Annotated in this window: 22 protein-coding genes; 14 read left to right on the top strand and 8 right to left on the bottom strand. The window is 39.1% G+C overall.

Annotation, left to right across the window (positions count from 1 at the left end; translation table 11 throughout):
• Positions 1–227 precede the first annotated feature (227 nt).
• The 4 genes from hppD (at position 228) to H5089_RS15205 (ending at position 4,503) form a co-directional block, all read left to right on the top strand.
• Positions 228–1,274, top strand: a complete 1,047-nt coding sequence (gene hppD, locus H5089_RS15220) for a 4-hydroxyphenylpyruvate dioxygenase (protein WP_002958202.1) — start codon at positions 228–230, stop codon at positions 1,272–1,274.
• Between the two features lie 136 nt (positions 1,275–1,410).
• The gene (gene fahA, locus H5089_RS15215) at positions 1,411–2,724 is read left to right on the top strand and encodes a fumarylacetoacetase (RefSeq protein WP_182712575.1); all 1,314 of its coding nucleotides are present in this window, start codon (positions 1,411–1,413) and stop codon (positions 2,722–2,724) included.
• Positions 2,725–2,867: 143 nt separating this feature from the next.
• Positions 2,868–4,031 carry a M23 family metallopeptidase gene (locus H5089_RS15210; RefSeq protein WP_039487126.1) on the top strand — a complete coding sequence of 388 codons (1,164 nt, stop codon included), beginning with the start codon at positions 2,868–2,870 and terminating at the stop codon, positions 4,029–4,031.
• Positions 4,021–4,503: a polymer-forming cytoskeletal protein gene (locus H5089_RS15205; protein WP_002958196.1), complete on the top strand. Its 483-nt coding sequence runs from the start codon at positions 4,021–4,023 to the stop codon at positions 4,501–4,503. Before H5089_RS15210 ends, H5089_RS15205 begins: the two co-directional genes overlap by 11 nt.
• 21 nt (positions 4,504–4,524) lie before the next feature.
• On the opposite strand, the gene H5089_RS15200 is transcribed toward H5089_RS15205, so the two are convergent.
• Positions 4,525–4,998: a hotdog fold domain-containing protein gene (locus tag H5089_RS15200; RefSeq protein ID WP_024595671.1), complete on the bottom strand. Its 474-nt coding sequence runs from the start codon at positions 4,996–4,998 to the stop codon at positions 4,525–4,527.
• Between the two features lie 183 nt (positions 4,999–5,181).
• Between H5089_RS15200 and H5089_RS15195 the strand changes: the two genes are divergently transcribed.
• From H5089_RS15195 to H5089_RS15185, 3 genes are all read left to right on the top strand, one after another.
• Positions 5,182–6,381: a multidrug effflux MFS transporter gene (locus H5089_RS15195; protein WP_024598245.1), complete on the top strand. Its 1,200-nt coding sequence runs from the start codon at positions 5,182–5,184 to the stop codon at positions 6,379–6,381.
• Positions 6,378–7,022 (top strand): LysE family translocator, encoded by a 645-nt coding sequence (locus H5089_RS15190; RefSeq protein WP_024595670.1) that lies wholly within the window; start codon positions 6,378–6,380, stop codon positions 7,020–7,022. The genes H5089_RS15195 and H5089_RS15190 overlap by 4 nt, the downstream gene beginning before the upstream one ends.
• Before the next feature lie 66 nt (positions 7,023–7,088).
• Entirely contained in the window at positions 7,089–7,553 is a 465-nt protein-coding gene (locus tag H5089_RS15185; protein WP_002958191.1) for a methylglyoxal synthase, read from the top strand.
• 19 nt (positions 7,554–7,572) lie between these two features.
• Here the strand turns inward: H5089_RS15185 and yegD are convergent, their stop codons facing one another.
• The 6 genes from yegD to H5089_RS15155 all read right to left on the bottom strand — a co-directional run bounded on the left by yegD (position 7,573) and on the right by H5089_RS15155 (position 14,552).
• Positions 7,573–8,937, bottom strand: a complete 1,365-nt coding sequence (gene yegD / locus H5089_RS15180) for a molecular chaperone (protein WP_182712574.1) — start codon at positions 8,935–8,937, stop codon at positions 7,573–7,575.
• A gap of 62 nt (positions 8,938–8,999) precedes the next feature.
• Positions 9,000–9,842 (bottom strand): DNA ligase, encoded by an 843-nt coding sequence (locus tag H5089_RS15175; RefSeq protein WP_182712573.1) that lies wholly within the window; start codon positions 9,840–9,842, stop codon positions 9,000–9,002.
• A 33-nt stretch (positions 9,843–9,875) separates the two neighbouring features.
• A complete protein-coding gene (locus H5089_RS15170) occupies positions 9,876–10,532 on the bottom strand; it encodes an HAD family phosphatase (protein ID WP_182712572.1) in 657 nt (218 codons plus the stop codon).
• Between the two features lie 75 nt (positions 10,533–10,607).
• Complete coding sequence (locus H5089_RS15165; protein WP_002958185.1) at positions 10,608–10,907, bottom strand: hypothetical protein; 300 nt, start codon at positions 10,905–10,907, stop codon at positions 10,608–10,610.
• A gap of 105 nt (positions 10,908–11,012) precedes the next feature.
• A complete protein-coding gene (locus tag H5089_RS15160) occupies positions 11,013–13,277 on the bottom strand; it encodes a TonB-dependent receptor (RefSeq protein ID WP_182712571.1) in 2,265 nt (754 codons plus the stop codon).
• A 414-nt stretch (positions 13,278–13,691) separates the two neighbouring features.
• Positions 13,692–14,552 (bottom strand): mechanosensitive ion channel family protein, encoded by an 861-nt coding sequence (locus H5089_RS15155; protein ID WP_002958183.1) that lies wholly within the window; start codon positions 14,550–14,552, stop codon positions 13,692–13,694.
• Between the two features lie 196 nt (positions 14,553–14,748).
• Between H5089_RS15155 and H5089_RS15150 the strand changes: the two genes are divergently transcribed.
• The 5 genes from H5089_RS15150 (at position 14,749) to H5089_RS15130 (ending at position 20,645) form a co-directional block, all read left to right on the top strand.
• The gene (locus H5089_RS15150; protein ID WP_002958182.1) at positions 14,749–14,955 is read left to right on the top strand and encodes a hypothetical protein; all 207 of its coding nucleotides are present in this window, start codon (positions 14,749–14,751) and stop codon (positions 14,953–14,955) included.
• A 213-nt stretch (positions 14,956–15,168) separates the two neighbouring features.
• Positions 15,169–17,304 carry a M3 family metallopeptidase gene (locus H5089_RS15145; RefSeq protein WP_024598247.1) on the top strand — a complete coding sequence of 712 codons (2,136 nt, stop codon included), beginning with the start codon at positions 15,169–15,171 and terminating at the stop codon, positions 17,302–17,304.
• A gap of 114 nt (positions 17,305–17,418) precedes the next feature.
• Complete coding sequence (locus H5089_RS15140) at positions 17,419–18,270, top strand: carboxylate/amino acid/amine transporter (RefSeq protein WP_175413904.1); 852 nt, start codon at positions 17,419–17,421, stop codon at positions 18,268–18,270.
• A 70-nt stretch (positions 18,271–18,340) separates the two neighbouring features.
• On the top strand, positions 18,341–19,666 hold the full coding sequence (locus H5089_RS15135) for a glycerophosphodiester phosphodiesterase family protein (RefSeq protein WP_182712570.1): 1,326 nt from the start codon (positions 18,341–18,343) through the stop codon (positions 19,664–19,666).
• 244 nt (positions 19,667–19,910) lie between these two features.
• Positions 19,911–20,645, top strand: coding sequence for a dienelactone hydrolase family protein (locus H5089_RS15130; protein ID WP_024597042.1), 735 nt, complete (start codon positions 19,911–19,913; stop codon positions 20,643–20,645).
• Between the two features lie 19 nt (positions 20,646–20,664).
• Here the strand turns inward: H5089_RS15130 and H5089_RS15125 are convergent, their stop codons facing one another.
• Positions 20,665–21,588 carry a LysR family transcriptional regulator gene (locus tag H5089_RS15125; protein WP_024597041.1) on the bottom strand — a complete coding sequence of 308 codons (924 nt, stop codon included), beginning with the start codon at positions 21,586–21,588 and terminating at the stop codon, positions 20,665–20,667.
• Positions 21,589–21,745: 157 nt separating this feature from the next.
• Between H5089_RS15125 and H5089_RS15120 the strand changes: the two genes are divergently transcribed.
• Together H5089_RS15120 and H5089_RS15115 are read left to right on the top strand one after the other, a co-directional pair.
• Positions 21,746–22,429, top strand: a complete 684-nt coding sequence (locus tag H5089_RS15120) for a type 1 glutamine amidotransferase domain-containing protein (protein WP_024597040.1) — start codon at positions 21,746–21,748, stop codon at positions 22,427–22,429.
• 116 nt (positions 22,430–22,545) lie between these two features.
• On the top strand, positions 22,546–23,127 hold the full coding sequence (locus tag H5089_RS15115; protein ID WP_182692844.1) for a rhomboid family intramembrane serine protease: 582 nt from the start codon (positions 22,546–22,548) through the stop codon (positions 23,125–23,127).
• The last annotated feature ends 26 nt before the right edge of the window (positions 23,128–23,153 follow it).

The raw sequence follows: 23,153 nt of genomic DNA, 5'->3' as shown, positions 1-23,153 counted from the left end.
CAATGACTTAAAAACAAATGCTCCCACTTGAATTTATACCATATAACTTCATTTTACTTAACTGTATTACAAACACGTAACTTTATAATAACCGTCCTATAAAATTTACACATGCACTACATACTAAATAGCGCCCCCCTCTTCCCCAAATTAAAAATCTGGTTGATTATCTACTGCAATATGACAACAACACATAATCGCAGTGCTTAATTGCGGGAGTAATAATAATGAGTGAAGTAAATAACTATTTGGGTTTAGTCGGTATTGAGTTTACCGAGTACGCAACACCTGATGCTGATTATATGGATAAAGTATTTACTGATTTTGGCTTCTCTAAGCTTAAAAAATTCAAAGGTAAAGACATTGTTTATTACAACCAAAACGATATTCACTTTTTACTGAATAACGAGCGTGAAGGTTTTTCTGCAGAATTTGCTAAAAGCCATGGCCCTGCTATTTGTTCAATGGGTTGGCGTGTTGAGAATGCGCAAAAAGCATTTGAAACAGCTGTAGAACGTGGTGCAAAACCAGCGACCGACTCAACGCATAAAAATATGCCTTACCCTGCAATCTATGGTATTGGCGACAGCCTAATTTACTTTATTGAACAATTTGGCGACAAAGGCACTATTTACGAAAGTGATTTTGAAGACTTAGAAACGCAAAATGTTGTAGAAGATAAAGGCTTTATCCGAATCGATCATTTAACCAATAACGTTTATAAAGGCACCATGGAAAAATGGGCTAACTTTTATAAAGACGTATTTGGTTTTACTGAAGTACGCTACTTTGACATTAAAGGTCAAAAAACAGCGCTTATTTCGTATGCACTTAAATCGCCATGCGGCACCTTCTCTATTCCAATAAACGAAGGTAAAGGTAACGATAACAACCAAATTGATGAATACCTTGGTGAGTACAACGGCCCAGGCGTTCAACATTTAGCGTTTTTAACAGATGACTTAGTAAGCTCTCTTGATAAGCTTGATAAATCAACAATTGCCACTTTAGATATTATCCCAGAGTACTACGATACTATTTTTGACCGTGTACCTTGGGTTGCTGAAGATAAAGAAAAAATTCGTGAGCATCAGATACTCGTAGATAGCCAAAGTGAAAATTGTTATTTATTACAAATTTTCTCTAAAAACTTATTTGGTCCAATCTTTATAGAAATGATCCAACGCGTTGATGATGGTGGCTTTGGTGAAGGTAACTTCCAAGCATTATTTGAATCAATCGAACGTGACCAAGAGCGTCGCGGCGTTTTATAGAATATTTGAGTAAATTAAAAGCAGCGAACTTCGCTGCTTTTTGTCGTTTTAATATTTAAAAAGTATGGCGCCAAGTACAAGTATGATTAAATAAACTATACCTTGTCGCCATACAGTAAAATCCAAAGGAAATGTAATGAGCCTAATTAACGAAACCCACGATATTAATTTAACCAGCTGGGTAGAGTCAGCTAATGTTGATAATTGCGACTTCCCGATTCAAAACTTACCGTTTGCAGAGTTTCGCCGTAAAGGGTCTGATGAGGCCTTTCGTGGTGGTGTTGCAATTGGTGACCAAGTAATTGATTTAGCAAAACTGAGTAAATTAAATGTTTTAACAGGTGACGCTAAAACAGCCGCTGATGCAGCAAGTGAAGCAACTCTAAATACATTTATGGGTTTAGGGGGGCAGTATTGGTCAGCACTTCGTTTAGCGCTTTCAAAAGCACTAAGAGCAGGCTCTGAGCACCAACAAGCGCTTAGCGATACATTGGTTGCACAGTCTGATATAGAGTTTTCTTTGCCTTGTCGCATCGGTGATTACACTGACTTTTACACTTCTATTTATCACGCTACAGCTGTGGGTAGTTTATTTCGCCCTGATAACCCATTATTACCTAACTATAAATGGGTACCTATTGGTTATCATGGTCGCTCTTCATCTATTGACGTATCGGGTCAAACATTTCATCGCCCTAAAGGCCAAACTAAAGCGCCAGACGCAGAAGTGCCATCATTCGGTCCTTGTAAACGCCTTGATTACGAACTAGAGCTGGGTATTTACTTAGGTAAAGGCAATGCACTGGGCGATGCAATCGCTATCGAAAATGCTGAAAACCATGTATTTGGCTTTTGTGTATTTAACGATTGGTCAGCACGTGACTTGCAAGCGTGGGAATACCAACCGCTTGGTCCATTTTTAGCTAAGAACTTTGCCTCAACGGTATCGCCTTGGATTGTAACAACCGAAGCATTAGCGCCTTACAGAACAAGCTGGACACGTGATGAAAACGATCCACAGCCTATGGACTATTTAGAATCAAAAGCGAATCGCGACCAAGGTGCTTTTGATATTCAAATGGATGTTAGAATTCAAACGCAAAAAATGCGTAGCGAAGGCCATAACCCAACGCGCGTATCAACATCTAGCTTTAAGCACTCTTACTGGACTGTGGCACAAATGGTTACTCATCACACAGTAAATGGCTGTAACTTTATGCCAGGTGACATGCTAGGTTCGGGCACTCAGTCGGGTCCAACGCACGAAGAAGCAGGTTCATTACTTGAGCTTTCTCGTGGCGGTAAAGAAAAAATCACGCTAAGTAATGGCGAACAACGTAGCTTTTTAGAAGATGGCGATAACGTTATTATGCGTGGCTGGTGTGAAAAAGAAGGCTATGCACGTATAGGTTTTGGCTCTGTAGAGAGTACTGTACTGCCGGCAAAATAATACGCATATTAAAAAATTTATTAAAAGGGCTGCTTACTAAAAGCAGCCCTTTTTTATTAATTTTTGAACAGTTACAATTTTTTTCTAGCTTTTTTAACTCAAATTGCTATCTTAATTCGGTTAATAGCCAGTGTTTATATGCCATGTCAGTATTTATAAAGTCTTTTTATCATAAATTTTTCCCTGCTCGTCAGCTACTTATTCGTCAAAATGGCGAAGTTAAGCATGTTGTTTTAGCCTCTTGGTTTCAACTTCTTGTAGCGTTGCTTATTTTAGTCACTTTTACTTGGCTGAGTATTTCAAGCTTTCGTGTTTATACACAAACAAATAAAATCTCTGACATAAAACAAAATCAAATAACCGAGCAAACGCTGTGGCAACAAAAAGTCAGTGAGCAACAAGCCCTTCAAGCAACGCAATTAGAGCAACTTGCAATTCTTGAGCAAAAGCAGGCGCTACTGCAAAGCATGATAGAATCCCTTCCTGCTTCAATTAGCAAAGACGTTATTAAGCTTGATACAGAACTTGATGTACCTATTAATGAAAATGGCAATGAATTTCATGAACCATTAGTCGATGAAAATCAAAAAGGTAAACAAGCACAGTTAATCGCTCCAATTACATTCGCAACAAGAGTGGCCAACTTAAATAATCATTATGAGCAAAGCTTTACCTATTTAGATAACCAAATTAGTGAACGTCACCAAGCCATTTTAGCTATGGTTAAAGGCGCAGGAATTGAGTCTGCGCTTGAGCAACACCTAATATTAAGCGCCCAAACAACTGCACAAGGTGGGCCACTTGATATATTTAACGAAACAAAAATTCCGAGCCACTTTTTAGCCATCGTTGATAAGTTATTAATATTAAATAATTTAGAAAACTTTTTAACTGAGCTACCAAATACCCTGCCTTTAGCTAAAGCTAAATACTATATTTCGAGTAATTTTGGCCTTAGAAAAGATCCCATGAATAGTAATCACGCCTTTCATAAAGGAATTGATTTAGCCGGTTGGCATAAAACCGAAATATTCGCCCCAGCAGACGCTGTAGTGCTTCGTGCCGGTCGTAATGGTGGTTATGGTAACTTTATTGAGCTTGAACATAAAAATGGCTTAGTGACTCGATTTGGACACTTAAATAAAATTAAAGTAAAGAAAGGTCAATCAATCACTAAACATGATGTGATCGGCCTAATGGGCAGCACCGGCCGAAGCACAGGCACGCATTTACACTACGAAGTATTACTTAATGGTAAACAAGTCAATCCTCTAAAAATAACAAAGGCGCTTTCTCGTGTTTGGTAGAAAAAAACAAAAAACAGTTAGCTCTAATTTAAAAAGAGTGAATCACACACCGTCTATTATTTCTGAAGACGTACGCCTTACAGGCACTTTAGTTAGCCAAGGTGAAGTACAGCTTGATGGCCGTATTGATGGTGACATAAAAGTGGAGCATTTAGTTATTGGCTCAGCGGGAGTTGTTGAAGGTATTGTTGAAGCTAAAAGCGTTATTGTTAAAGGTAAAGTTATTGGGTCAATTAATGCCAGTGAAGTAAAAGTACAAAGTGGCGCTCATGTTCATGGCGATGTATTTCACGATACATTGAGTATTGATGCAGGCGCAGTAATTGAAGGCAGTTTAAAGCAACGCTTTGAAAAAGAAGAGCCGGAACTAATTTCGAAAGAACTAAAACCCGCAAAAGAAGTTAAAGCATTATTAAAAGAAGATGGCAGCGACTTATCATTTGTAAATAAACAAGCCGCTGATAAAAGCTAAGTCAAATCAGCTTTACGTAAATTAATTTTTCTCAGTAATGTACATAGTAATATCTGCAGTGAAAACAAGCTCATTGCGGGTATTATACAGTTTAACCGGTACTACTAAGTCTTCTTTATCAATCCACTTGTGTGGTAAATCAATTTCAGCGACTGCTCGTACATCTGTATCTACTTTAGCCAAATACCTAACTGTCATCCCTTTTGGGATCCAACGATGCGTTTTAACTGGCACTGTTGCATCAACCATTACACCTGCACACAATTCAGCTAAATTACACTGCGCAATAGCATGAATAGTTCCAATATGATTATGAACGCTGCGACGATTTTTAACCACCGCACTACAATGGCCCTCTCTCAAATCGAGTACGTAAGGTTTCATCGAACCAAAATATGGCGCTTTAAAGCAAACAGCTTTAGTAAAAAGCCAATTCCCAAAAGGTAGGCGCTTAAATTTATGCCATGTTTGTACAAGTGCAGATTTATTACTCATTATTATTTTCCATCAACAGTTACTTTTTTAAAATTAACACATCAGACCAGTTTTAAAAAGTGCATTTATGCTGGCTTTTTCGCTTAATCCAATCAAAAAGTAAGAATGACGACCTATGCAGGGGTCATAAGCCCTTTCTTTTTTATGAGTGCCCACCTAAAATACTCGACAAAAGGAGACTCAATGCAAACACAGCCCGCTAAACCTAATATGACTTTGTTACTTATCTTAGCGTTACTCGTTATATTTTGCCCTATGGCAATCGATATTTACCTACCTGCTTTCCCTACTATTGCAGAACAATTTGCAGTTACTGAACAACAAGTACAGCAAACCGTTGCTATTTTTATGCTAACAGTGGGTTTAGGCCAATTAATTGCAGGTCCTTTAGCTGATAAATTTGGCCGAAAGCCAGTGGCTATAGTGGGCATTAGTTTATATGCAAGCTCTGCATTACTCGCATACTACTCGCCTTCTTTTGAGATATTACTAATAGCACGTGCTTTTCAGGGATTTGGAGCGTGTGCCACATTTGTTGTCGCATTTGCGATAGTGCGTGATAAATATGGCAGTGAACGAAGCGGACAAATGATTACCTACCTTAACGGGATTGTGTGCTTTATTCCGGCAATGGCACCTATTTTAGGGGCTTGGCTTACCGTACAGTTTGGCTGGCGTATGAACTTTATGTTTTTAACCGCGTTTGCTATTTTGGGCCTTATTGTTACCCTATTCTTTTTTAGAGAAACTCGACCTGCTGATAGTCATTATCAGGGGCATATTTTAGATTTACGTCGCTTTACACCGATTATTAAAACACCGGTATTTTTGTTTAATAGCCTAATTTGTATGGTCTCAATGTCAGCCATATTAGTGTATGTAACGCTCGCACCAGGCTGGCTTATTACACATTTAGGCGGCACCGTAGCCGACTTTACTTTTTGGTTTACGTTAAATGCCGTAATAAGTATTGTCGCAAGTTTTATTTTACCTACCTACATTAAACGAAATAGCCAACGTGCTTTGCGTGTCGGTGTGAGTGTACTGGTTTTCTCAGGCATTTTAATGCTAGCCTTGAGTCATATAGAAACAGCATTTGCGCTTATGCTACCTATCTTAATTGCTGCATTAGGGTTTGCTTTAAGTTTAGGCTCTGCTGCAGGAATGTCTCTGTCTAGCTTTCCTAAACAAGCAGGCACAGCCTCTGCATTACTCGGTGCTATGCAAATGAGTGGCGCGAGTATACTTGTTGTTTTAACCCAATATTTAGGGCTAAGCACACCGTGGTTGATTGCTTTTCACTTATTATTGCTAGTTCCGCTTTGGCTTATTTTAATGAGCAAAAAAGCACATACTTTACACCCGGCTAAAAGTACTCAATGATCAATCCTGACTTTCTAGTCTCATTTTTATTAGCCAGTTTTTTAATGGCAGTAGCGCCTGGGCCATCAAATGCATTTTTGATGGCGCAAACATTTGCTAATGGTCGAAGTGCTGGTATGCAAAGTGCTTTTGGTTTTGCATTAGGTGGGGTTGTTCATACGCTATTTGCTGTTGTAGGCCTAAGCGCAGTACTGAAAGCTTCCCCTAGTGCCTATGCCGCAGTGCAATATGCAGGCGCAGCATACTTATGCTATTTAGGGTTTATGATGATTAAAGGCACGCTAAAGCAGCCAGAGCCGACATCTGATGACAAGCAAACCGATAAACCGCATATAAGTACCAGTAAAAAAAGTAATGTCATGTTTCAGGCCATGATGACTGAAGTATTAAACCCTAAAGTAGCATTATTCTTTATTGCATTTATTCCACAATTTGTAGATCCAACGCTTTCATCGGCTACTTTTCAGCTCGCATTTTTTGGCTTACTTTACCCTCTTTTTGCTTTTCCGATTGACTGCACGTATATTTATTTTGGCGACAAAATTGCACAGTTTTTTAGACGTAACCCAAATAGCCAACTTTGGATTGATAGGATCACTGGCATTGTATTTATTGCCCTTGCTATCAATCTATTATTTTAACTAACCTGCACTTTGGTTAAGAGATTTATTCTTCCGAGTTTAGGTTCATCAATAAAAAGAATTAGCATGGAACAAAAAACACAATCTCTTCCCGCACAAAAAAATATTGCTTTAGTGGCACACGATGGTAAAAAAGCAGCACTAAAATTATGGTGTGAAAAGCACAAAGAAATACTAAGTAAGCACACTTTATATGGCACAGGTACTACGGGGCATTTAATTCAAAAAACTACGGGGCTTGATGTAGTTCAGCTTTTAAGTGGTCCTATGGGCGGCGATCAACAACTTGGCGCTAAAATAGCAGAACATGAGATACATGTTTTAATATTTTTTTGGGACCCATTAGCATCACAGCCTCATGACCCTGATGTTAAAGCGCTGCTGCGTTTAGCAGCTGTTTGGAATATTCCGGTGGCGTGTAATGAAGTGAGTGCAGATATGTTATTAAGCTCACCGCTTATGGACGTAGAGCTTGAACGCACATTGCCAGATTACGAAAAATACCTCGCAACCCGACAAATAGATCTTTAAACCTCAATTGTAATTTAGGTTATTTATAAAGCATGCTGGCCCATTTAGTCAGGCCAGCGGTTACACTACCAAAGTGATCCCCGTTAACCATCTTTATATCGCCTAAGTGCTCACTTAAAGCCGCTTTAATCAATGGTGACTGTGCACTACCGCCTGTTAAGTAAATAATGTCTGGCGTGGTCGCAGCGTCGCTGATTGCTTGTTTTGCTAAAGTAACTATTTGGCTAATACTACTCTCAACGGCAATAGCTAAATCTCTTACAGATACATTTTTATTCAGCCCACTATCTAAAAAACTTAAATCACAATCAAACACACTAGCAGACGAAAGTGCTATTTTAGCCGCTTCACCTTGTTGCACTAACTGATGGCCTTGCTTGTTTTGCTGTAAATGTATTAAACGTTTATAAAGCTCAGGTGCACTTACATCACGTAATTGTGCGTTTAGCTCTCGGGTATGGCTTTCACTATAAAATTGGCTTTGTAAGTTTACATCGTTAATTTTACACGCTTGCCAAAACGCTTGATTAGGCAAAGGCAAACCCGATTTAAACGTACTACCTAAACCCAATAACGGCATTAAACCATGAAAGCTCAAAGCAATATCTAAATCGTTTCCGCCAACACGTTTACCACTGTGAGATAAAAAATCGCTATCGCGCTGGCTATTTCCTCTAAAGCTTGGGCCCATTTGTACAAATGAGCAGTCACTTGTACCACCACCAATATCAATAACGAGTACTTTTTGATCCTGAGTTAAATCACTCTCGTAATCGATACCCGCAGCAAGTGGCTCATATAAAAACTCTACGTCTTTAAAACCAGCACGTTTAGCAGCACGCTCTAAAATACCGACCGCTTGTTGATTTGATTGCTCACCACCCACAGCTTGAAAGTTTACTGGGCGACCAATCACTGTTTGTGTAAGTGTTTTACCTAAAGAGAGCTCAGCACGTTGCTTAATTTTTAAGATCATCGCGGTTGCGATATCTTCAAAAAAGTTAATTTGACCTTGCTTTAAACCTGTTGCACCAAAAAATGATTTAGGAGACTTAACAAAATAGCCTTCTTCAGGAAACTGCACGTACTCGCTAATCGCTTCACGACCAATAAATAGGGTTTCATCTGAAGGTTGTAAATCAAGGTCTGACTTAATACGAGGTAAGGTATTTAATAATGCTTGGCGCTGCGTTAAAAAGTCATGCTCATGGGCTGTGCCATGTAAATGCTTAGCAACAAAATCAACAACCAACGCGCTGTGATGAGTGTAAAGTGTAGACGGTAAGTAATGTTTTCCTTGCTCTAGCGGTACTAATTGAACATTACCCTCGCTCATTACACCCATAGCACAATTAGAACTACCGTAATCAAAACCTACAAACATACTTCACCACACATTACCAAAAAGGCCGCGCAATTTAGCACACTTTGTAAAATTTATAAATGTTATAAACTATCTCTGACCCGTAAAAAACTGGCAAAACGCGGTAACCCATTTTTTGTTAAGCCATGAAATCGGTACGTTACAGTACTACCAATCTCCGGTGGTATGGAGCGCTGTGCATCATTAAACCCAGTACCAATAGAAAATACCTGCCCCTGCGCTGTTTTTACCCTTAATGCCCCTAACATACCTTGATATTTACCTTTGCCTGGTAAGTGCGCAATTACAACCGCTTCTGCATCTAAATAAGGTTTTAATTTTAGTAATGCATTACTTCTTCCATTGCTGTGCTTCGCGCTGGCCAAATGAAGCATTACGCCCTCGCCGCCCTGCTTAGTTATGTTCTCAAAATACTCTGTAAGTTGCTCATTATTTGTAAAGCTATATTGAACTACAGCACTAATGTGCGGCGAGTTTAGGCTAGTAATAAGCTCATTATAGTTTTTATAGCGAGTGCTAAAAGGCAGATTTTTATCTGGCATATCAAATACTTTATAAGTAATAGTTTGCCAATCATGATTATTAGGTTTTTTAGTTCTGACTATGCCACTAAGCGCAGAAAAGTGCTCACGTTTAGTCCACAGCTCACCATCAAGCCATACATTTGGCAATGGCGCTGTAAACCAACTTGGCGCATTGATAATATTACCCTTACGAGTGACAAACTGCGTGCCGGTCCAGATAGCTCTTACGCCATCATATTTTTCACTGACTAAATATTTACTTACATCATAATGCTTCGTTTCGTCATATACTTTAGCCAGTAAAACAGACGGTTGTGCTGCACTTATGCATTGCGTAAAAAGTACAATAACAATTAAAAGCAGGTGTTTAATAGTAAACATTGGCGCATCCAAGCACGTAAAAGTTGGCTTAAACTATAGTTGAGATTGCGCCCATTGCCAAAACTCATCTAAGTTGCTCATTTGATAGGTAGCTTGGCTAAAGTCGTGATCTTTAGTATGGCTATTGGCAATGGCTACAACACTTAACAAAGCATTATTAGCAGCTGTTACCCCTGTGTAAGTATCCTCAACAGCAATTGCATTGCCAGGTTGTATATTTATCTGCTCAAGTGCCAGTAAATACGGATCCCCTGCAGGTTTAGGATTAGTTACATCATCTTTTGTAACCACCGTATCAAACAGCTCATAAAACCCTAAGCCTTTCAGTATTGGCATAGCTTCACTTTTAGCACTGCCTGTTACTAGCGCCATTTTTAAGCCACTCGCTTTTACAGCTTTCAATGTTTGCTCTGTAAATGGCATCAGTGGCGGTAAATGTGTTACTACATATTCACCAAATAAACGGTATTTTTCATCTGCTAAAAACTGTGCACTTACCGATAAGTTATGCTCTTGCTTAATTTCAATTGCGGCTTCTAAAGTGGGCCGTCCCGAAAAGCGCTGACAAAAATCATTTTCTAAATAACTAACACCGTAGGGTTTAAGTAATTTACTCCAGCATACAAAGTGCATGCTTTCTGAATCAACTAATGTGCCATCCATATCAAATAATATTGCTTTTAAAGTCATCCTCATTCCTTATTTAACTTGTGCTAAATTTTAACAATAAAAAAGGCGCCTTAAGCACCTTTTATATAAATACAGTTATTGCGTTAAGCCTGCTGGCGGCTCACCCGTTGCTTCCTCACCCGTTTCAACATCAACAAGCTCGTAGCCACGCGTTTTACGTACAACTTTAAGTACTGGTTTATCAAATGCAGTTTTTAAACGCTCAGAGTCATCTTTCAACTCATCTAAGGTTGTTCCAAAAGGGGCTGCGCCAGTTTCTGACCAGTTAGTTACTTTACCATTTAGGTTATATTCTACTTCATGTATTTGATATTGCGCTGCTTCGTCTTTCGTTGCTTCACAAAAAATTACACGGTAATTCCAAAATCCAGCCATCTTTTTATCTCTTTAAATTAATTAACGCTACTTTACCAGCTTTATAAAAACATAAAAGCCTGCACAAGGCAGGCTTTTAAAAATTAATATAATTTAAGGTTATCTCTAGAAGAAGTTAACTTTAAATTCAGCACCAACATAACGCTCTTCGTTAACAATACCTGTATTGTTATTGAAATCTACAGCGCCAATAACTTGTTGCTCGTCAAATAAGTTACGAACAAACGCAGCAACTTCGTATTCGTAATCGCCTTCAGACCATGTGTAACCTGTACGAAGACCTGTTTCAATAAGCTCTTTACCTTCAAACTCTACTGATTCGTAAAGGAACATATTGATTTTACTACGATAAGAAATATCACCGCTTGCGAAGAAGTTACCATCGGCAAGTTCTTTAGTGTAGCGAAGCGTAAAGTTAGAGATCCACTCAGGAGCATGCGGTAAGCTATTACCATCAAGTACAGCAAGACCAGAACCATTAATTGGGTCAGTTACAGTACATTGAGCACAAACAGCGACAGCTAAATCGTTATCTTTAATTTCTGTTTTATTGTAGCTTAAGTTAAACGTTGCATTAAACTCATCGCTTAATACCCACTGCGAGTCTAACTCAAAACCATAGCCAGTCGTTTTATCAGCATTAACTAAACGGTTAAAGTTAGCACCACCGCCTACAGCAGTAAGCTGTTGGTCGTCCATCGTGTAGTAAAATACAGTTGCATTTACACGGCCTTGGCCGTCTAGCACGTCTGATTTAATACCTGTCTCGTACGATGTTACCGTTTCTGACTCAGCTGTTGTAACGTCATCACCAAATAAAATACGACCTTGTAAACTAGGTGCGCGGAAGCTGTTTGCTACACGGCCGTACCAGTTAACATCATCGTTTACTTTATAGTTTGCAGATAAATCCCAGCTAACATGGTCGTCACTAACATCACGTTCTACAAGTAATGCACCGCCACCAATTGGGCTAAGTGTACGATCAGCTACAAAATCTTTATCATCATCAGAATAACGAAGGCCCGCTGTTACTTTTAAATCATCTGAAAAAGTATAATCTACAGAACCAAATACAGCCCATGCAGTTGTGTCTTGTTGTTGGCGAACATAACCATTTAAAGCACCAGCATTAGGTGTTGAGAATGTATCGTAGCTGAAGTTTTCAATCGTTAGCTCTTCATCAAAGTAAAATACACCTACTTGATAATTTAAGTCACCATCAAAGTTACTAGATATACGTAGCTCTTGCGTCAACTGGTCGTGATCTGGAATGCCATCAGCACTTTCTGAAGAGAAAGGGATAAAACCGGGTCCCATGAAATCTGGAATATAAGAAGCACCATAACCGCCGTCGATGTCAGCGCGAGAATAAATTTCAGCACTTTCCCATGCAGAAATAGAAGTGATTGTGTGGTTTTTAAGTTCCCACTCAAGCTTTAAGCTTGCACCTTCCGATTCTACTTGTTGAGTAGAGCGAGATGCCGCATCTTGATAAACAACATCATTTTCGTAGTTATCTACTAGCTCATTAGTACCCGCTTTAATTACATTTGCACGAAAGGCAATTGGTGAGCCATCTAAGTCACGTGTGTGATAGTTTAATAAAGCAGTAAAATCATCGCCTTCATATAAAAACTGAACGCGTGCCGCTTTTTCAGTGTAACCACCTTGCTCATCTTTAGCTTCAAAGCCTGGAGCTTGGTTATCAATGTAATCGTCTTTGTCTTGCCATAATAATGAAACACGAGCAGATAAACGGTCAGTTAAAGCACCACCTACAGCACCACTTGTATCTACAGCACCACGGCTACCGTATGAAACAGAGCCATAACCATCAAATTCTTGACTTGGTTTAACAGTATCAAACTTAACAAGGCCAGCTGGCGTGTTACGGCCAAATAGCGTTCCTTGAGGACCACGTAATACTTCTACGCGTTCAACATCAAATACTGGGAAACCTTTTAAAATTGCATTTTCTTGAACTACTTCATCAACAACAAGTGATACTGGCTGTGATGCATTCAAATCGAAATCGGTATTACCTAAACCACGAACGTAAAAGCGTGGGAATGAACGACCAAATGAAGACTCAATAGATAAACTTGGAATTTTCGCATTTAAAAAGCGAATATCCATACCTGCAGAGCTATATGCATCAAGGTTATCACCTTGTAATGCAGATACAGCTACAGGTACTTCTTGTGCATTTTCTACGCGTTTACGGGCGGTAACTTGAATAACTTCTAGTTGATTGCTTTTTTTAGCCGTTTCTTCTTCAGCGGCGAATGCTGAAATAGATGTGCCAGCAGCAGATAGTAGTGCAGCGTTAATAATTGTCGCTATTGCAGATTTCTTTAATGATTTCATGTCGGGTATTAACCTTTAGTATGCACTCTTGTTCAACGGTTTTTTGTGTTGCGCAATGTATTCATTGCGGGCTCGTACAATTTTTCGCGACTTGCTATATGGCGCGCGGACCTCATCACCGAGAGTACAAAACGGAGTAACAAGGCTGAACGAACGATTAAGATTATACCATTGTGTAATAATTTTACTGCATAAATATGAACATAAATGGAAACTTTTTTGCAACATTTAACTACAAGATTACGTGTTTTTATCAATATTTAGATGCAAAAACCTAATAATGAGGACATATGTCCTTTATTGAAGATCGCGAAGTGAAGTAGGAAAAATGGATTACCTTCCATATTAACCCAAAATAGAAACGTTGTGGTTACTCATAAAAAAGTCACCCGCAAGCGACTTTTTTTATTAGAACTACGACCTTTTAAAAGCAATTTCACCATCTATATGAATATCGCGCTGTGGAAACGCAATCACTACATCATGCTCTTCAAATACAGCATAAATACTAAAACGAATATCACTGCGCACTTTTCTAAGCATGGTTTCAGACTCGGCGCATACCCAAAAAATAGCATTAAATACAAGCGAGCTATCTGCAAAGTCATCAAATAACACTGATGACTTTGGATTAACCAATATTGCATCATGATCATCAAGCACTTGCTGGATAAGCTTTTTAACCAGTATAACGTCTGAACCATACGCAACGCCGACACTGACCGATGAGCGTGCATTGCCATCTATCAGCGTCCAGTTTGTTACTGTATTTTCGAGCAATTGAGAATTAGGTATAAGCATATGTACGCCGTCATTTCGGCGAATACGTGTAGAACGCGTATTAATAGTTTCAACTACGCCCTTTGCGTTACCTACCTCTAAAAAGTCACCAATGCGAATTGGACGTTCCCACATCAATATCCAACCGCTGATAAAGTTATTAATAATGTTTTGTGCACCAAAACCTACACCAATAGCAATCGCACCGGATACAAAAGCAAATGCCGTAAGCGGGATGCTGAGCACTTCAAGCGATGTAAAAATTAAAATTGCGATACTTAAAATAAAGTAAATACGAGTAAACAAATGCACTGCATCTTGGCTTATTTTTTTAGCGAGTAATGTTTTTTTAATAAGCTTGCCAATACGTGTGACTACAAACCACATAGCAAACAATATAAGTGGCACTTGAATTACTTTTGCTACCGTAATATTCACATCGTTATAAGTGAATATTACAAAGGCTAAGTATTGATTAATTTGTTCGAGGGTCATAAGTGTTCCCAATATCTTTTTTGATTGTTATTTGTTCACTAAAAATAAGTGTGGTTCAGTTTTCGCTAAGCTTAGCACGTCATAATATAACTAAAACGCCAAGTTAATAAGTTCAATATGAATTTTATAAACAATTTATTAACTCTTTATTGCACCGAGTGCTATATAAATAGTGTACAAGCACTGGAGATCACATATGACACAACTTACTCTAAATCAAAGACTCGCTACTTTGCAGCCGCAGGTAGATTTAAAATTGTTTGAAAGCAGCCTAGATTACCGAAATAAAGTTTTGTGCTTGCTGGCCGAACAAGAGCAAACTCTAGCAACTATTAATAAAGAGTTTGGGCAGCAATCTAATAGCTTTGGCTCAGAGAAAAAATTTGTTTTAGGTTATAACTAACCCCCTCTCAAGCACACAATCGTATAATTAAGTAGCTTTAACGTTTGATTTTAGAGCTACTTTTACCCACCTTAATACTAATTATTAGCTAATTTGCGTTCAAATCCCCCTTAATACCGATAAACTTTATTGTATAAACCCACAAATTTGATAAGTTAACTAGGTTTTTCGACTCGCAAAGCCTATTTCGGCTAATCTTTTTATGGAGTTATTATGCGTAAAACCCTGATCGCCACTACTATTGCTAGTGCCCTAATCCTATCGGCTTGTTCTTCTAACGAACCTCAAGACATGGCAAAAGAGAGCGCAGCACAAGTGCAAGACATGAACGCAAACAATGTTTTATTCAAACCAAGCCCATTACAATACATGGCACCTGAGTTTGATAAGTTTGGTACAAAAGACTACGAAGCCGGCTTTGATGCTGGTATTGCTCAGCATACTGCGCAAATACAAGCTATTGCTAACAACCCAGCTCCTGCAACTTTTAAAAATACATTAGTTGAAATGGAAATGTCTGGCGAGCTACTAAACCGTGTATCAGCTGCTTTTTATAACCTTTCAGGTTTGATTTCTGATGACGAATACCAACGTATAAGTAAAAAAATGGCGCCGGTATTATCTGCTCACTCTGACGACATTTACTTAAATGGTGCATTATTCAAACGCGTACAAACTATTTACGACAACAAAGACTCGCTTAATGCTGAAGATCAACGCCTTGTGGATTTTTACTATAAGCAATTTGTAAAAGCAGGCGCTAAATTAAATGACGCTGAAAAAGCAAAAATGCGTGAAATCAACTCACAACTTGCAGAGCTTTCTACTGCGTTTTCTCAAAACATTTTAAAATCGTTTAAAGAAGATGTCATTGTAGTTACCGATAAATCTAAACTTGCTGGCCTTTCTGAAGGTGAAATTGCAGGTCTTGCGGCCGCTGCTAAAAAAGCAGGTAAAGACGGCTACATGATCACGCTGGTAAATACGACCCAACAGCCAATTTTATCAAGCCTTGAAAACCGCGACCTTCGTGAGCAAATATTTAAAGCCTCTGCTAACCGTGCAGCAAAAACTAATGGCCCAATTATTATTGAAGAAACAAACCTACGCGCTCAAAAAGCAGAGCTACTAGGGTTTAAAGATTGGGCATCGTATGTAATGACTTCGCGTATGGCACAAACAACTGACAACGTGTATGGCATTTTAGATGACTTAGCACCAAAAGCAGTTGAAAAAGCTAAAATTGAAGCCGCTGCTATTCAAAAAGTAATTAACGATTCAGGTGAAAGCTTTGAGCTTAAACCATGGGATTGGGCTTTTTACGCAGAAAAAGTACGTGCTGAAAAGTACGACTTAGATCCTGCCCTTGTTAAGCCTTACTTTGAAATGGATTCTGTAATTCACGATGGTTTATTCTTTGCAATGAACAAGCTATACGGTATTACATTTAAAGAGCGTAAAGACTTACCGGTTTATCATGAAGATGTTACAGCCTACGAAGTATTTAACGCTGACGGCAGCGCCATCGGTTTATTTTACTTAGACCCATACGCACGTGAAGGTAAGCGTGGCGGTGCATGGATGAGCGCTTACGTAAGTCAAAGCGGCTTAAAAGGCACTAAACCAGTTATTTACAATGCGCAGAACATTCCAAAACCTGCTGCAGGCGAGCCAACGTTAATGACGTTTGACGAAGTGTCAACTATGTTCCATGAGTTTGGTCATGCGGCGCACGGTTTATTCTCTGACGTTAAATACCCAAGCTTAGCAGGTACTGCTACAGCGCGTGACTTTGTTGAGTTTCCGTCGCAAGCGAATGAAGATTGGATGATTGAACCTACGGTACTTGCTAATTACGCCAAACACTACAAAACAGGTGAGCCAATTCCACAAGCTTTACTTGATAAAGTACTTGCATCGCAAAAATTCAACCAAGGTTTTGGTACCACTGAATATTTAGCTGCTGCTTTACTTGATATGGAATGGCACTCGTTTGGCTCAGATAAAAAAATTACTGATGTTCAAAAGTTTGAAAGCGATGCGCTAAAAGCACACGGTATTGATTACTACCCTGTACCACCGCGTTATAAATCAAACTACTTTAGCCATACATTTGCCGGTGGTTACTCTGCGGGTTACTACGCATACCTTTGGACTGAAGTATTTGCAGCCGATGCCTTTGCACACATGGAAAACAACGGCGGCTTAACACGTAAAAATGGTGATAAGTTCCGTAAAGAAATCCTATCTAAAGGTAACAGCCGCGACTTAATGCAAAGCTACATTGAGTTTAGAGGTCAAAAACCAACTACCGACGCATTACTTAAGCGCCGTGGTTTAGTTGAGTAAATAACTTAATTTATTAAGCTCACTTTTATAAAAGCCCGCTTGCGGGCTTTTATTGTTTATACCCTCACATATAACAGATAAACTTAGCTCAATATTTATTAAAAGATGATGGTTATGCAGTACTTATTTGCAGTCACTTTGCTTTGGGCGTTTTCGTTTAGTTTAATTGGTGTGTATTTAGCAGGCCAAGTTGACGCTTGGTTTAGCGTATTAATACGCATAGCACTGGCAACACTGATTTTTTTACCTTTTTTAAAGCTTAAACAAACGCCTAAACCTTTAGCCTTAAAGCTTATGCTGATTGGCGCTATACAACTTGGTGTTATGTATAGCTTTTACTACCACTCATTTTTATTTTTAACCGTTCCCGAAGTGCTGCTATTTACTGTAATGACTCCTTTGTACATTACCCTGCTAAATGATGGATTGAACAGACGCTTTAACCCACGCTTTTTTATAGTCGCACTTATTGCTGTAATCGGTGCAATTACTATTCGTTACGAAAACCTAAATAGCGATTTCATAATCGGCTTATTAATCGTTCAAGGGGCGAATATAAGTTTTGCTGTAGGCCAAGTTACCTACAAACGCTTAATGAATAACAATCAGCTTGATGACAAAGCCGTATTTGGATGGTTTTTTATAGGCGCACTTATTATTGCCACAATTTGCTATGCATTATTTGGTAACTCAAACAAATTACCAACCACTTTCACACAGTGGGGCATACTAATTTATTTAGGGTTGGTTGCATCAGGACTTGGTTACTTTATGTGGAATAAAGGCGCAACCCTTGTCAACGTAGGTGCTTTGGCAGTTATGAATAATTTGCTTATCCCAGCTGGGATTATAATTAACGTGCTGATCTGGAACCGAGATGCCGATATAGTCAGGTTAAGTATTGGGGCTGCTATAATGTTAGGTGCATTATTGGTCAATCAAATGCTTAATAAAAAAGTAAATTAATAAGCTTGTAGCAAAGTTGTCATTAATAATCATTAAGGTAGTACAAATTTTACTTTTTTAAGGATAAACAATGAAACGTATTACCTTACTTACAAGCTGTATATTGTTAGCCACACTTGCAGGCTGCGACGACGATGTAGAAATAGTAGAAAAAGAAGTGGTTGTTACCAACACCGAAGTGGAAATTGTTGAAGTACCTACGCCCATTGTTGTAGAGGTTGCTGAAGGAGTAAATATTCAGCTAGGGACTCGCCCTGACTATTTAATTAACGATATGGCTCAAAGCACACTAAAAACAAAATTAGAGTCATGCAGCGAAGGTCCTTTTTACCGCACCGATTTTTCTATTGGTCATCGCGGTGCATCAATGCAATACCCCGAACACACTAAAGAAGCCTACATTGCGGCAGCGAGAATGGGCGCTGGTATTGTTGAATGCGATGTTACATTTACAAACGACAAAGAGCTTGTTTGTCGCCACTCTCAATGCGATTTGCATACCACAACTAATATTTTAGCCATTCCTGAACTTGCAGCTAAATGCAGTGTGCCATTTACACCAGCCGACCCTGCTAATGGTATTGCCGCTTCTGCAAAATGTTGTACCAGCGATATAAGCTTAGCGGAGTTTTTAACCCTTGAAGGTAAAATGGATGGTGCAAACACTAATGCAACGACCGTAGCCGATTACATGGATGGCACACCAAGTTGGCGCACTGATTTATATGCCACCAACGGCACATTGATGACCCATAAACAAAGCATTGCACTGTTTAATGAGCTAGGTGTAAAAATGACACCAGAGCTAAAATCGCCACAAGTAAGTATGCCATTTGATGGAATGACACAAGAACAATATGCGCAAAAAATGCTAGACGAGTACACGCAAATGGGTGTGCCAGCCTCAAAAGTTTATCCGCAATCATTTAACCTTGAAGACGTAAAATACTGGATTAACAATAACCCTGACTTTGCAGATAAAAGCGTATACCTAGATGGACGTGACAGTGAAGCCGGATTTGATCCAAGTAACCCACAAACATGGCAACCGAGTATGGATGAGTTAGTGGCTGATGGGGTGAAGATTTTAGCTCCTCCAATTTGGATGATGCTAACAATAGATAACGAAAGTAATATTGTGCCATCGCAATACGCTATTGACGCAAAAGCAGCTGGTTTAAAGCTTATTGCATGGAGCCTTGAGCGCTCGGGCCCGCTTAATGAAGGTGGAGGTTATTACTATCAATCAATTGCTGATGTTATAGATAACGATGGCGACATGATGACAGTAGTCGACGTACTCGCAAAGGACGTGGGGGTAATGGGTATTTTTTCAGATTGGCCGGCCACGGTAAGTTACTACGCCAGTTGTAATAAAATGCCTGCAAGTATTTAATACCAATCTGCTTATATATGGGGTCTATTTAACGTTAAGAAAATTACGCTAGAACTAGGCAAAAATTTTTTTATCTAGTTGTTCTAAATAAAAAATTTTTGACGACGTTGTAGTGAAATTTAATTCGTTAAATTGATCAAAGATTTATGCAGGTTGGTATAAATACTCAACGACAAAAGTCGTATATTTTATCGCGCTCAGTTACCATATCAGCATATATAATTTTATTTTACTGAGCGCTTTTATGATAATTCAACAACATAATGCAGACTTGCCAACACCTACAGGTTTAATGCGAACAACGGTATATCGCCCTCAAGCGCAAGGACAGTTCCCTGCTATCATTTTTTATTCTGAAATATTTCAGCAAACTGCCCCCATCGCACGCAGCGCAGCTATTTTAGCAAGCCATGGCTTTGTAGTGTTAGTGCCTGAAGTGTTTCATGAGTTAAACCCTATAGGCACTGTGCTTGCTTATGATGATACAGGTAAAGACAAAGGCAATGCCGACAAATGGGCAAAGCCACTTGAGCACCACGACAGTGACACACAAACTATGATCGACTTCATTAGATTACAAAGCTATTGCACAGGCTCCGTCGGCGCAATGGGCGTATGTATTGGCGGTCACTTAGCTTACAGAGCGGCACTAAATCCTGAAATTAATGCGGCTTTTTGTTTATACGCAACTGATATTCACAGCAATACATTACCTGCGCAACCTGGAAATAACTCATTCGAGCGTATGGCTGATATACAAGGCGAAATTCACTTTATATGGGGCAAACAAGACCCGCATGTGCCAAAAGAAGGCCGCGCTAAAATATACCAGCAATGCGTAAGCACAGGCATCAATTACCAGTGGCAGGAAGTTAACGCACAGCATGCCTTTATGCGTGATGAAGGTGAGCGATACGATGCAGCCCTTGCGATAAATATGTATCAACAAGCGGTGGCATTATTTAGCCGAACTTTATAAATGCTGTAAAAACTACTCATTAAGTACTTTTCAGCATACCTAAAGCGGTATGCTGTTTTACAAAGTATGCTTTTAAGTAATCAATAAACAATCGTAGCTTTTTAGAGCCCGCAGCCCCTGGCGGAAATACCCCGTAAAGCTCAATATCTTTGCTTTTATAATCATCTAATATTATTTCAAGCAGTCCAGCTTGCACTTTTGGCCACGCATCGTAAAGCGGAATACGCCCAATGCCATGCCCTGCTTCAACAAAAGCAGTACGAGCAGCGGCATTATTGGTGCTTAAGGCGCCTTGCATTGTAATATCGTGTTTTTTGCCATCTTTTTGAAGTGTTAATGTTTTACTGCCCAATTGATAAACGACCCATTGGTGCTCTGCTAGCTCTAAAGGCGTTTTAGGTTTACCAAAATGTGCAAAGTATTCCGGCGCGCCACAAATACAAGTGCTCATTGTAGTCAGCTTGGTTGCCTGCAAGTTGGAGTCACTCAGTGCCACGCCCCTAATTGCAAAATCAAACCCATTTTTAATAATATCAACCACATCGTCAGTAAGCTGTAAGTCTATTTGAATTTTAGGATATTGGCGCTTAAACGTATTTATTGCAGGCACAATTAACTGCATTCCCACATTTACTGGGCAACTAATTTTAAGTAAACCTTGTGGCTCGCTCTTTATATTTTCTATTTGCTGATTAGCCGCATTAGCTTGTTCGGTAATTATTCTACAACGCTCATAATAAGCAATGCCCGCTTCAGTGAGCGCCATGGTACGGGTTGAGCGATTTAGTAAAGTAACTTCAAGCTGCGTTTCTAATTTTTTTAAATGATAACTTGCAACTGCTCGCGTAAGCCCTAGCTGTTTGGCAGCAGCGGTTAAGCTGCCCTGCTCTACAATTTGTGCAAATACAACCATGCTCTTTAACTGCTCAAACGACACTTTCATAAATGCTCCGTAGTGTGTTTTAAATTCAACCTTTTTATTGTATCAATTATTAAACCAATAAAGTTAAATTTATCATCGTTGTTTAAAGCAGTGTTAGTGCATATAGTAATTGGTAAGCAAGATAAACTAATTCAAATCATCAGAAGGAATATATTCAATGTCTAAAAAAGTACTTATGGTTCTTACATCTCACGCAGAACTTGGTAACACTGGCGAAAAAACAGGTTTTTGGGTAGAAGAATTTGCAGCCCCTTATTACGCCTTCGTTGATGCAGGCGTTGAAGTAACATTAGCGTCTCCAGCTGGCGGCCAACCACCCATTGATCCGACAAGTACACTTGCCGATTTTCAAACAGATGCAACTAAACGTTACGACGCCGATAGCGCAGCACAAACACTTATGGCAAACACTAAAGTGTTGAGTGAAGTAAAATCTAGCGATTTTGACGCTGTATTTTACCCAGGCGGTCACGGTCCATTATGGGACTTGGTTGACAACACAGATTCAATCTCTCTTATCGAAAGCTTTGTAAAAGAGCAAAAACCTGTTGCTGCGGTATGTCATGCAAGTGCTGCATTTTTAAATGTTAAAGATGCCGATGGCAATGCACTAGTAGCGGGTAAAAAAGTAACTGGTTTTACTAACTCTGAAGAAGCTGCAGTGCAACTTACCGATATCGTGCCATTTTTAGTTGAAGACGAGCTAATTAAAAAAGGTGGCGATTATCAAAAAACTGACGACTGGGGTGTATTAGCACTAGAAGACGGTTTAGTAATTACCGGCCAAAACCCAGCAAGCTCTGAACTAGCTGCAAAAAAACTATTAACTAAATTAGGTTAATAGTGAGTAATAATTAAAATTAAGCACAGCATTTAATGCTGTGCTTTTTTAATTGCTTTTCATTAGCAAATACAATTCCTATACTGGCAACTCTTAAAGTCAATTAGGGCGATTATATGGCAACCAAGCCAACCACACTGTCATTACTAACAAGTACCCGTTTCGCAATATTTAGTATTGTTGTTATTTGCTTCGTACTACAGGTGATCAATAGTCTACCTGGCATAAATATTAATGGTTTAGGCATATATCCACGCAGTATCCAAGGATTAATTGGCATACTATGCGCACCTTTTTTACATGGTAGCTGGTGGCACTTTGCCAGTAATATGATCCCATTTGTAGTATTAAGTTGGCTAATTTGCCAGTACAGCGTAAAACGTTTTTATAACGTATTTATTTTTACCGCTCTAATCGGTGGACTTTTAGTTTGGGCATTTGGGCGCAGTAACATACATGTTGGTTTAAGCGGTGTTATATATGGTTTATGGGGCTTTATTCTATGCTACGGCTTAGTAAGACGCTCATTAAAATCAATTATAATTGCAGTTGTAGTGGCTATACTTTATAGCGGTTTTATATGGGGTGTTTTACCTCAGCGCTATCATGTATCGTTTGAAAGCCATTTATTTGGAGCGCTAAGCGGGTTGTTTTTAGGTTATAGATTAGCAAAAGCCGATAAATTAAAAGGTCGGTAAATTAAATATTTAGGGCCTTTAATTAA

The sequence above is a fragment of the Pseudoalteromonas sp. SR45-1 genome, assembly GCF_014163655.1.
In the GTDB taxonomy this organism is placed as follows: Bacteria; Pseudomonadota; Gammaproteobacteria; order Enterobacterales; family Alteromonadaceae; genus Pseudoalteromonas; species Pseudoalteromonas distincta.
This window is presented reverse-complemented; position numbering and strand designations above follow the sequence as displayed.

Excerpts from the sequence above, each read along its gene's own strand:
- H5089_RS15120 (WP_024597040.1), top strand. The coding sequence starts at position 21,746 with ATGTCTAAAAAAGTACTTATGGTTCTTACATCTCACGCAGAACTTGGT.
- H5089_RS15195 (WP_024598245.1), top strand. The coding sequence starts at position 5,182 with ATGCAAACACAGCCCGCTAAACCTAATATGACTTTGTTACTTATCTTA.
- H5089_RS15190 (WP_024595670.1), top strand. The coding sequence starts at position 6,378 with ATGATCAATCCTGACTTTCTAGTCTCATTTTTATTAGCCAGTTTTTTA.
- H5089_RS15140 (WP_175413904.1), top strand. The coding sequence starts at position 17,419 with ATGCAGTACTTATTTGCAGTCACTTTGCTTTGGGCGTTTTCGTTTAGT.
- H5089_RS15200 (WP_024595671.1), bottom strand. The coding sequence starts at position 4,998 with ATGAGTAATAAATCTGCACTTGTACAAACATGGCATAAATTTAAGCGC.
- H5089_RS15210 (WP_039487126.1), top strand. The coding sequence starts at position 2,868 with ATGTCAGTATTTATAAAGTCTTTTTATCATAAATTTTTCCCTGCTCGT.
- hppD (WP_002958202.1), top strand. The coding sequence starts at position 228 with ATGAGTGAAGTAAATAACTATTTGGGTTTAGTCGGTATTGAGTTTACC.
- H5089_RS15145 (WP_024598247.1), top strand. The coding sequence starts at position 15,169 with ATGCGTAAAACCCTGATCGCCACTACTATTGCTAGTGCCCTAATCCTA.
- H5089_RS15160 (WP_182712571.1), bottom strand. The coding sequence starts at position 13,277 with ATGAAATCATTAAAGAAATCTGCAATAGCGACAATTATTAACGCTGCA.
- H5089_RS15165 (WP_002958185.1), bottom strand. The coding sequence starts at position 10,907 with ATGGCTGGATTTTGGAATTACCGTGTAATTTTTTGTGAAGCAACGAAA.
- H5089_RS15185 (WP_002958191.1), top strand. The coding sequence starts at position 7,089 with ATGGAACAAAAAACACAATCTCTTCCCGCACAAAAAAATATTGCTTTA.
- H5089_RS15130 (WP_024597042.1), top strand. The coding sequence starts at position 19,911 with ATGATAATTCAACAACATAATGCAGACTTGCCAACACCTACAGGTTTA.
- fahA (WP_182712575.1), top strand. The coding sequence starts at position 1,411 with ATGAGCCTAATTAACGAAACCCACGATATTAATTTAACCAGCTGGGTA.
- H5089_RS15135 (WP_182712570.1), top strand. The coding sequence starts at position 18,341 with ATGAAACGTATTACCTTACTTACAAGCTGTATATTGTTAGCCACACTT.
- H5089_RS15115 (WP_182692844.1), top strand. The coding sequence starts at position 22,546 with ATGGCAACCAAGCCAACCACACTGTCATTACTAACAAGTACCCGTTTC.
- H5089_RS15125 (WP_024597041.1), bottom strand. The coding sequence starts at position 21,588 with ATGAAAGTGTCGTTTGAGCAGTTAAAGAGCATGGTTGTATTTGCACAA.
- H5089_RS15155 (WP_002958183.1), bottom strand. The coding sequence starts at position 14,552 with ATGACCCTCGAACAAATTAATCAATACTTAGCCTTTGTAATATTCACT.
- H5089_RS15175 (WP_182712573.1), bottom strand. The coding sequence starts at position 9,842 with ATGTTTACTATTAAACACCTGCTTTTAATTGTTATTGTACTTTTTACG.
- H5089_RS15150 (WP_002958182.1), top strand. The coding sequence starts at position 14,749 with ATGACACAACTTACTCTAAATCAAAGACTCGCTACTTTGCAGCCGCAG.
- yegD (WP_182712574.1), bottom strand. The coding sequence starts at position 8,937 with ATGTTTGTAGGTTTTGATTACGGTAGTTCTAATTGTGCTATGGGTGTA.
- H5089_RS15170 (WP_182712572.1), bottom strand. The coding sequence starts at position 10,532 with ATGACTTTAAAAGCAATATTATTTGATATGGATGGCACATTAGTTGAT.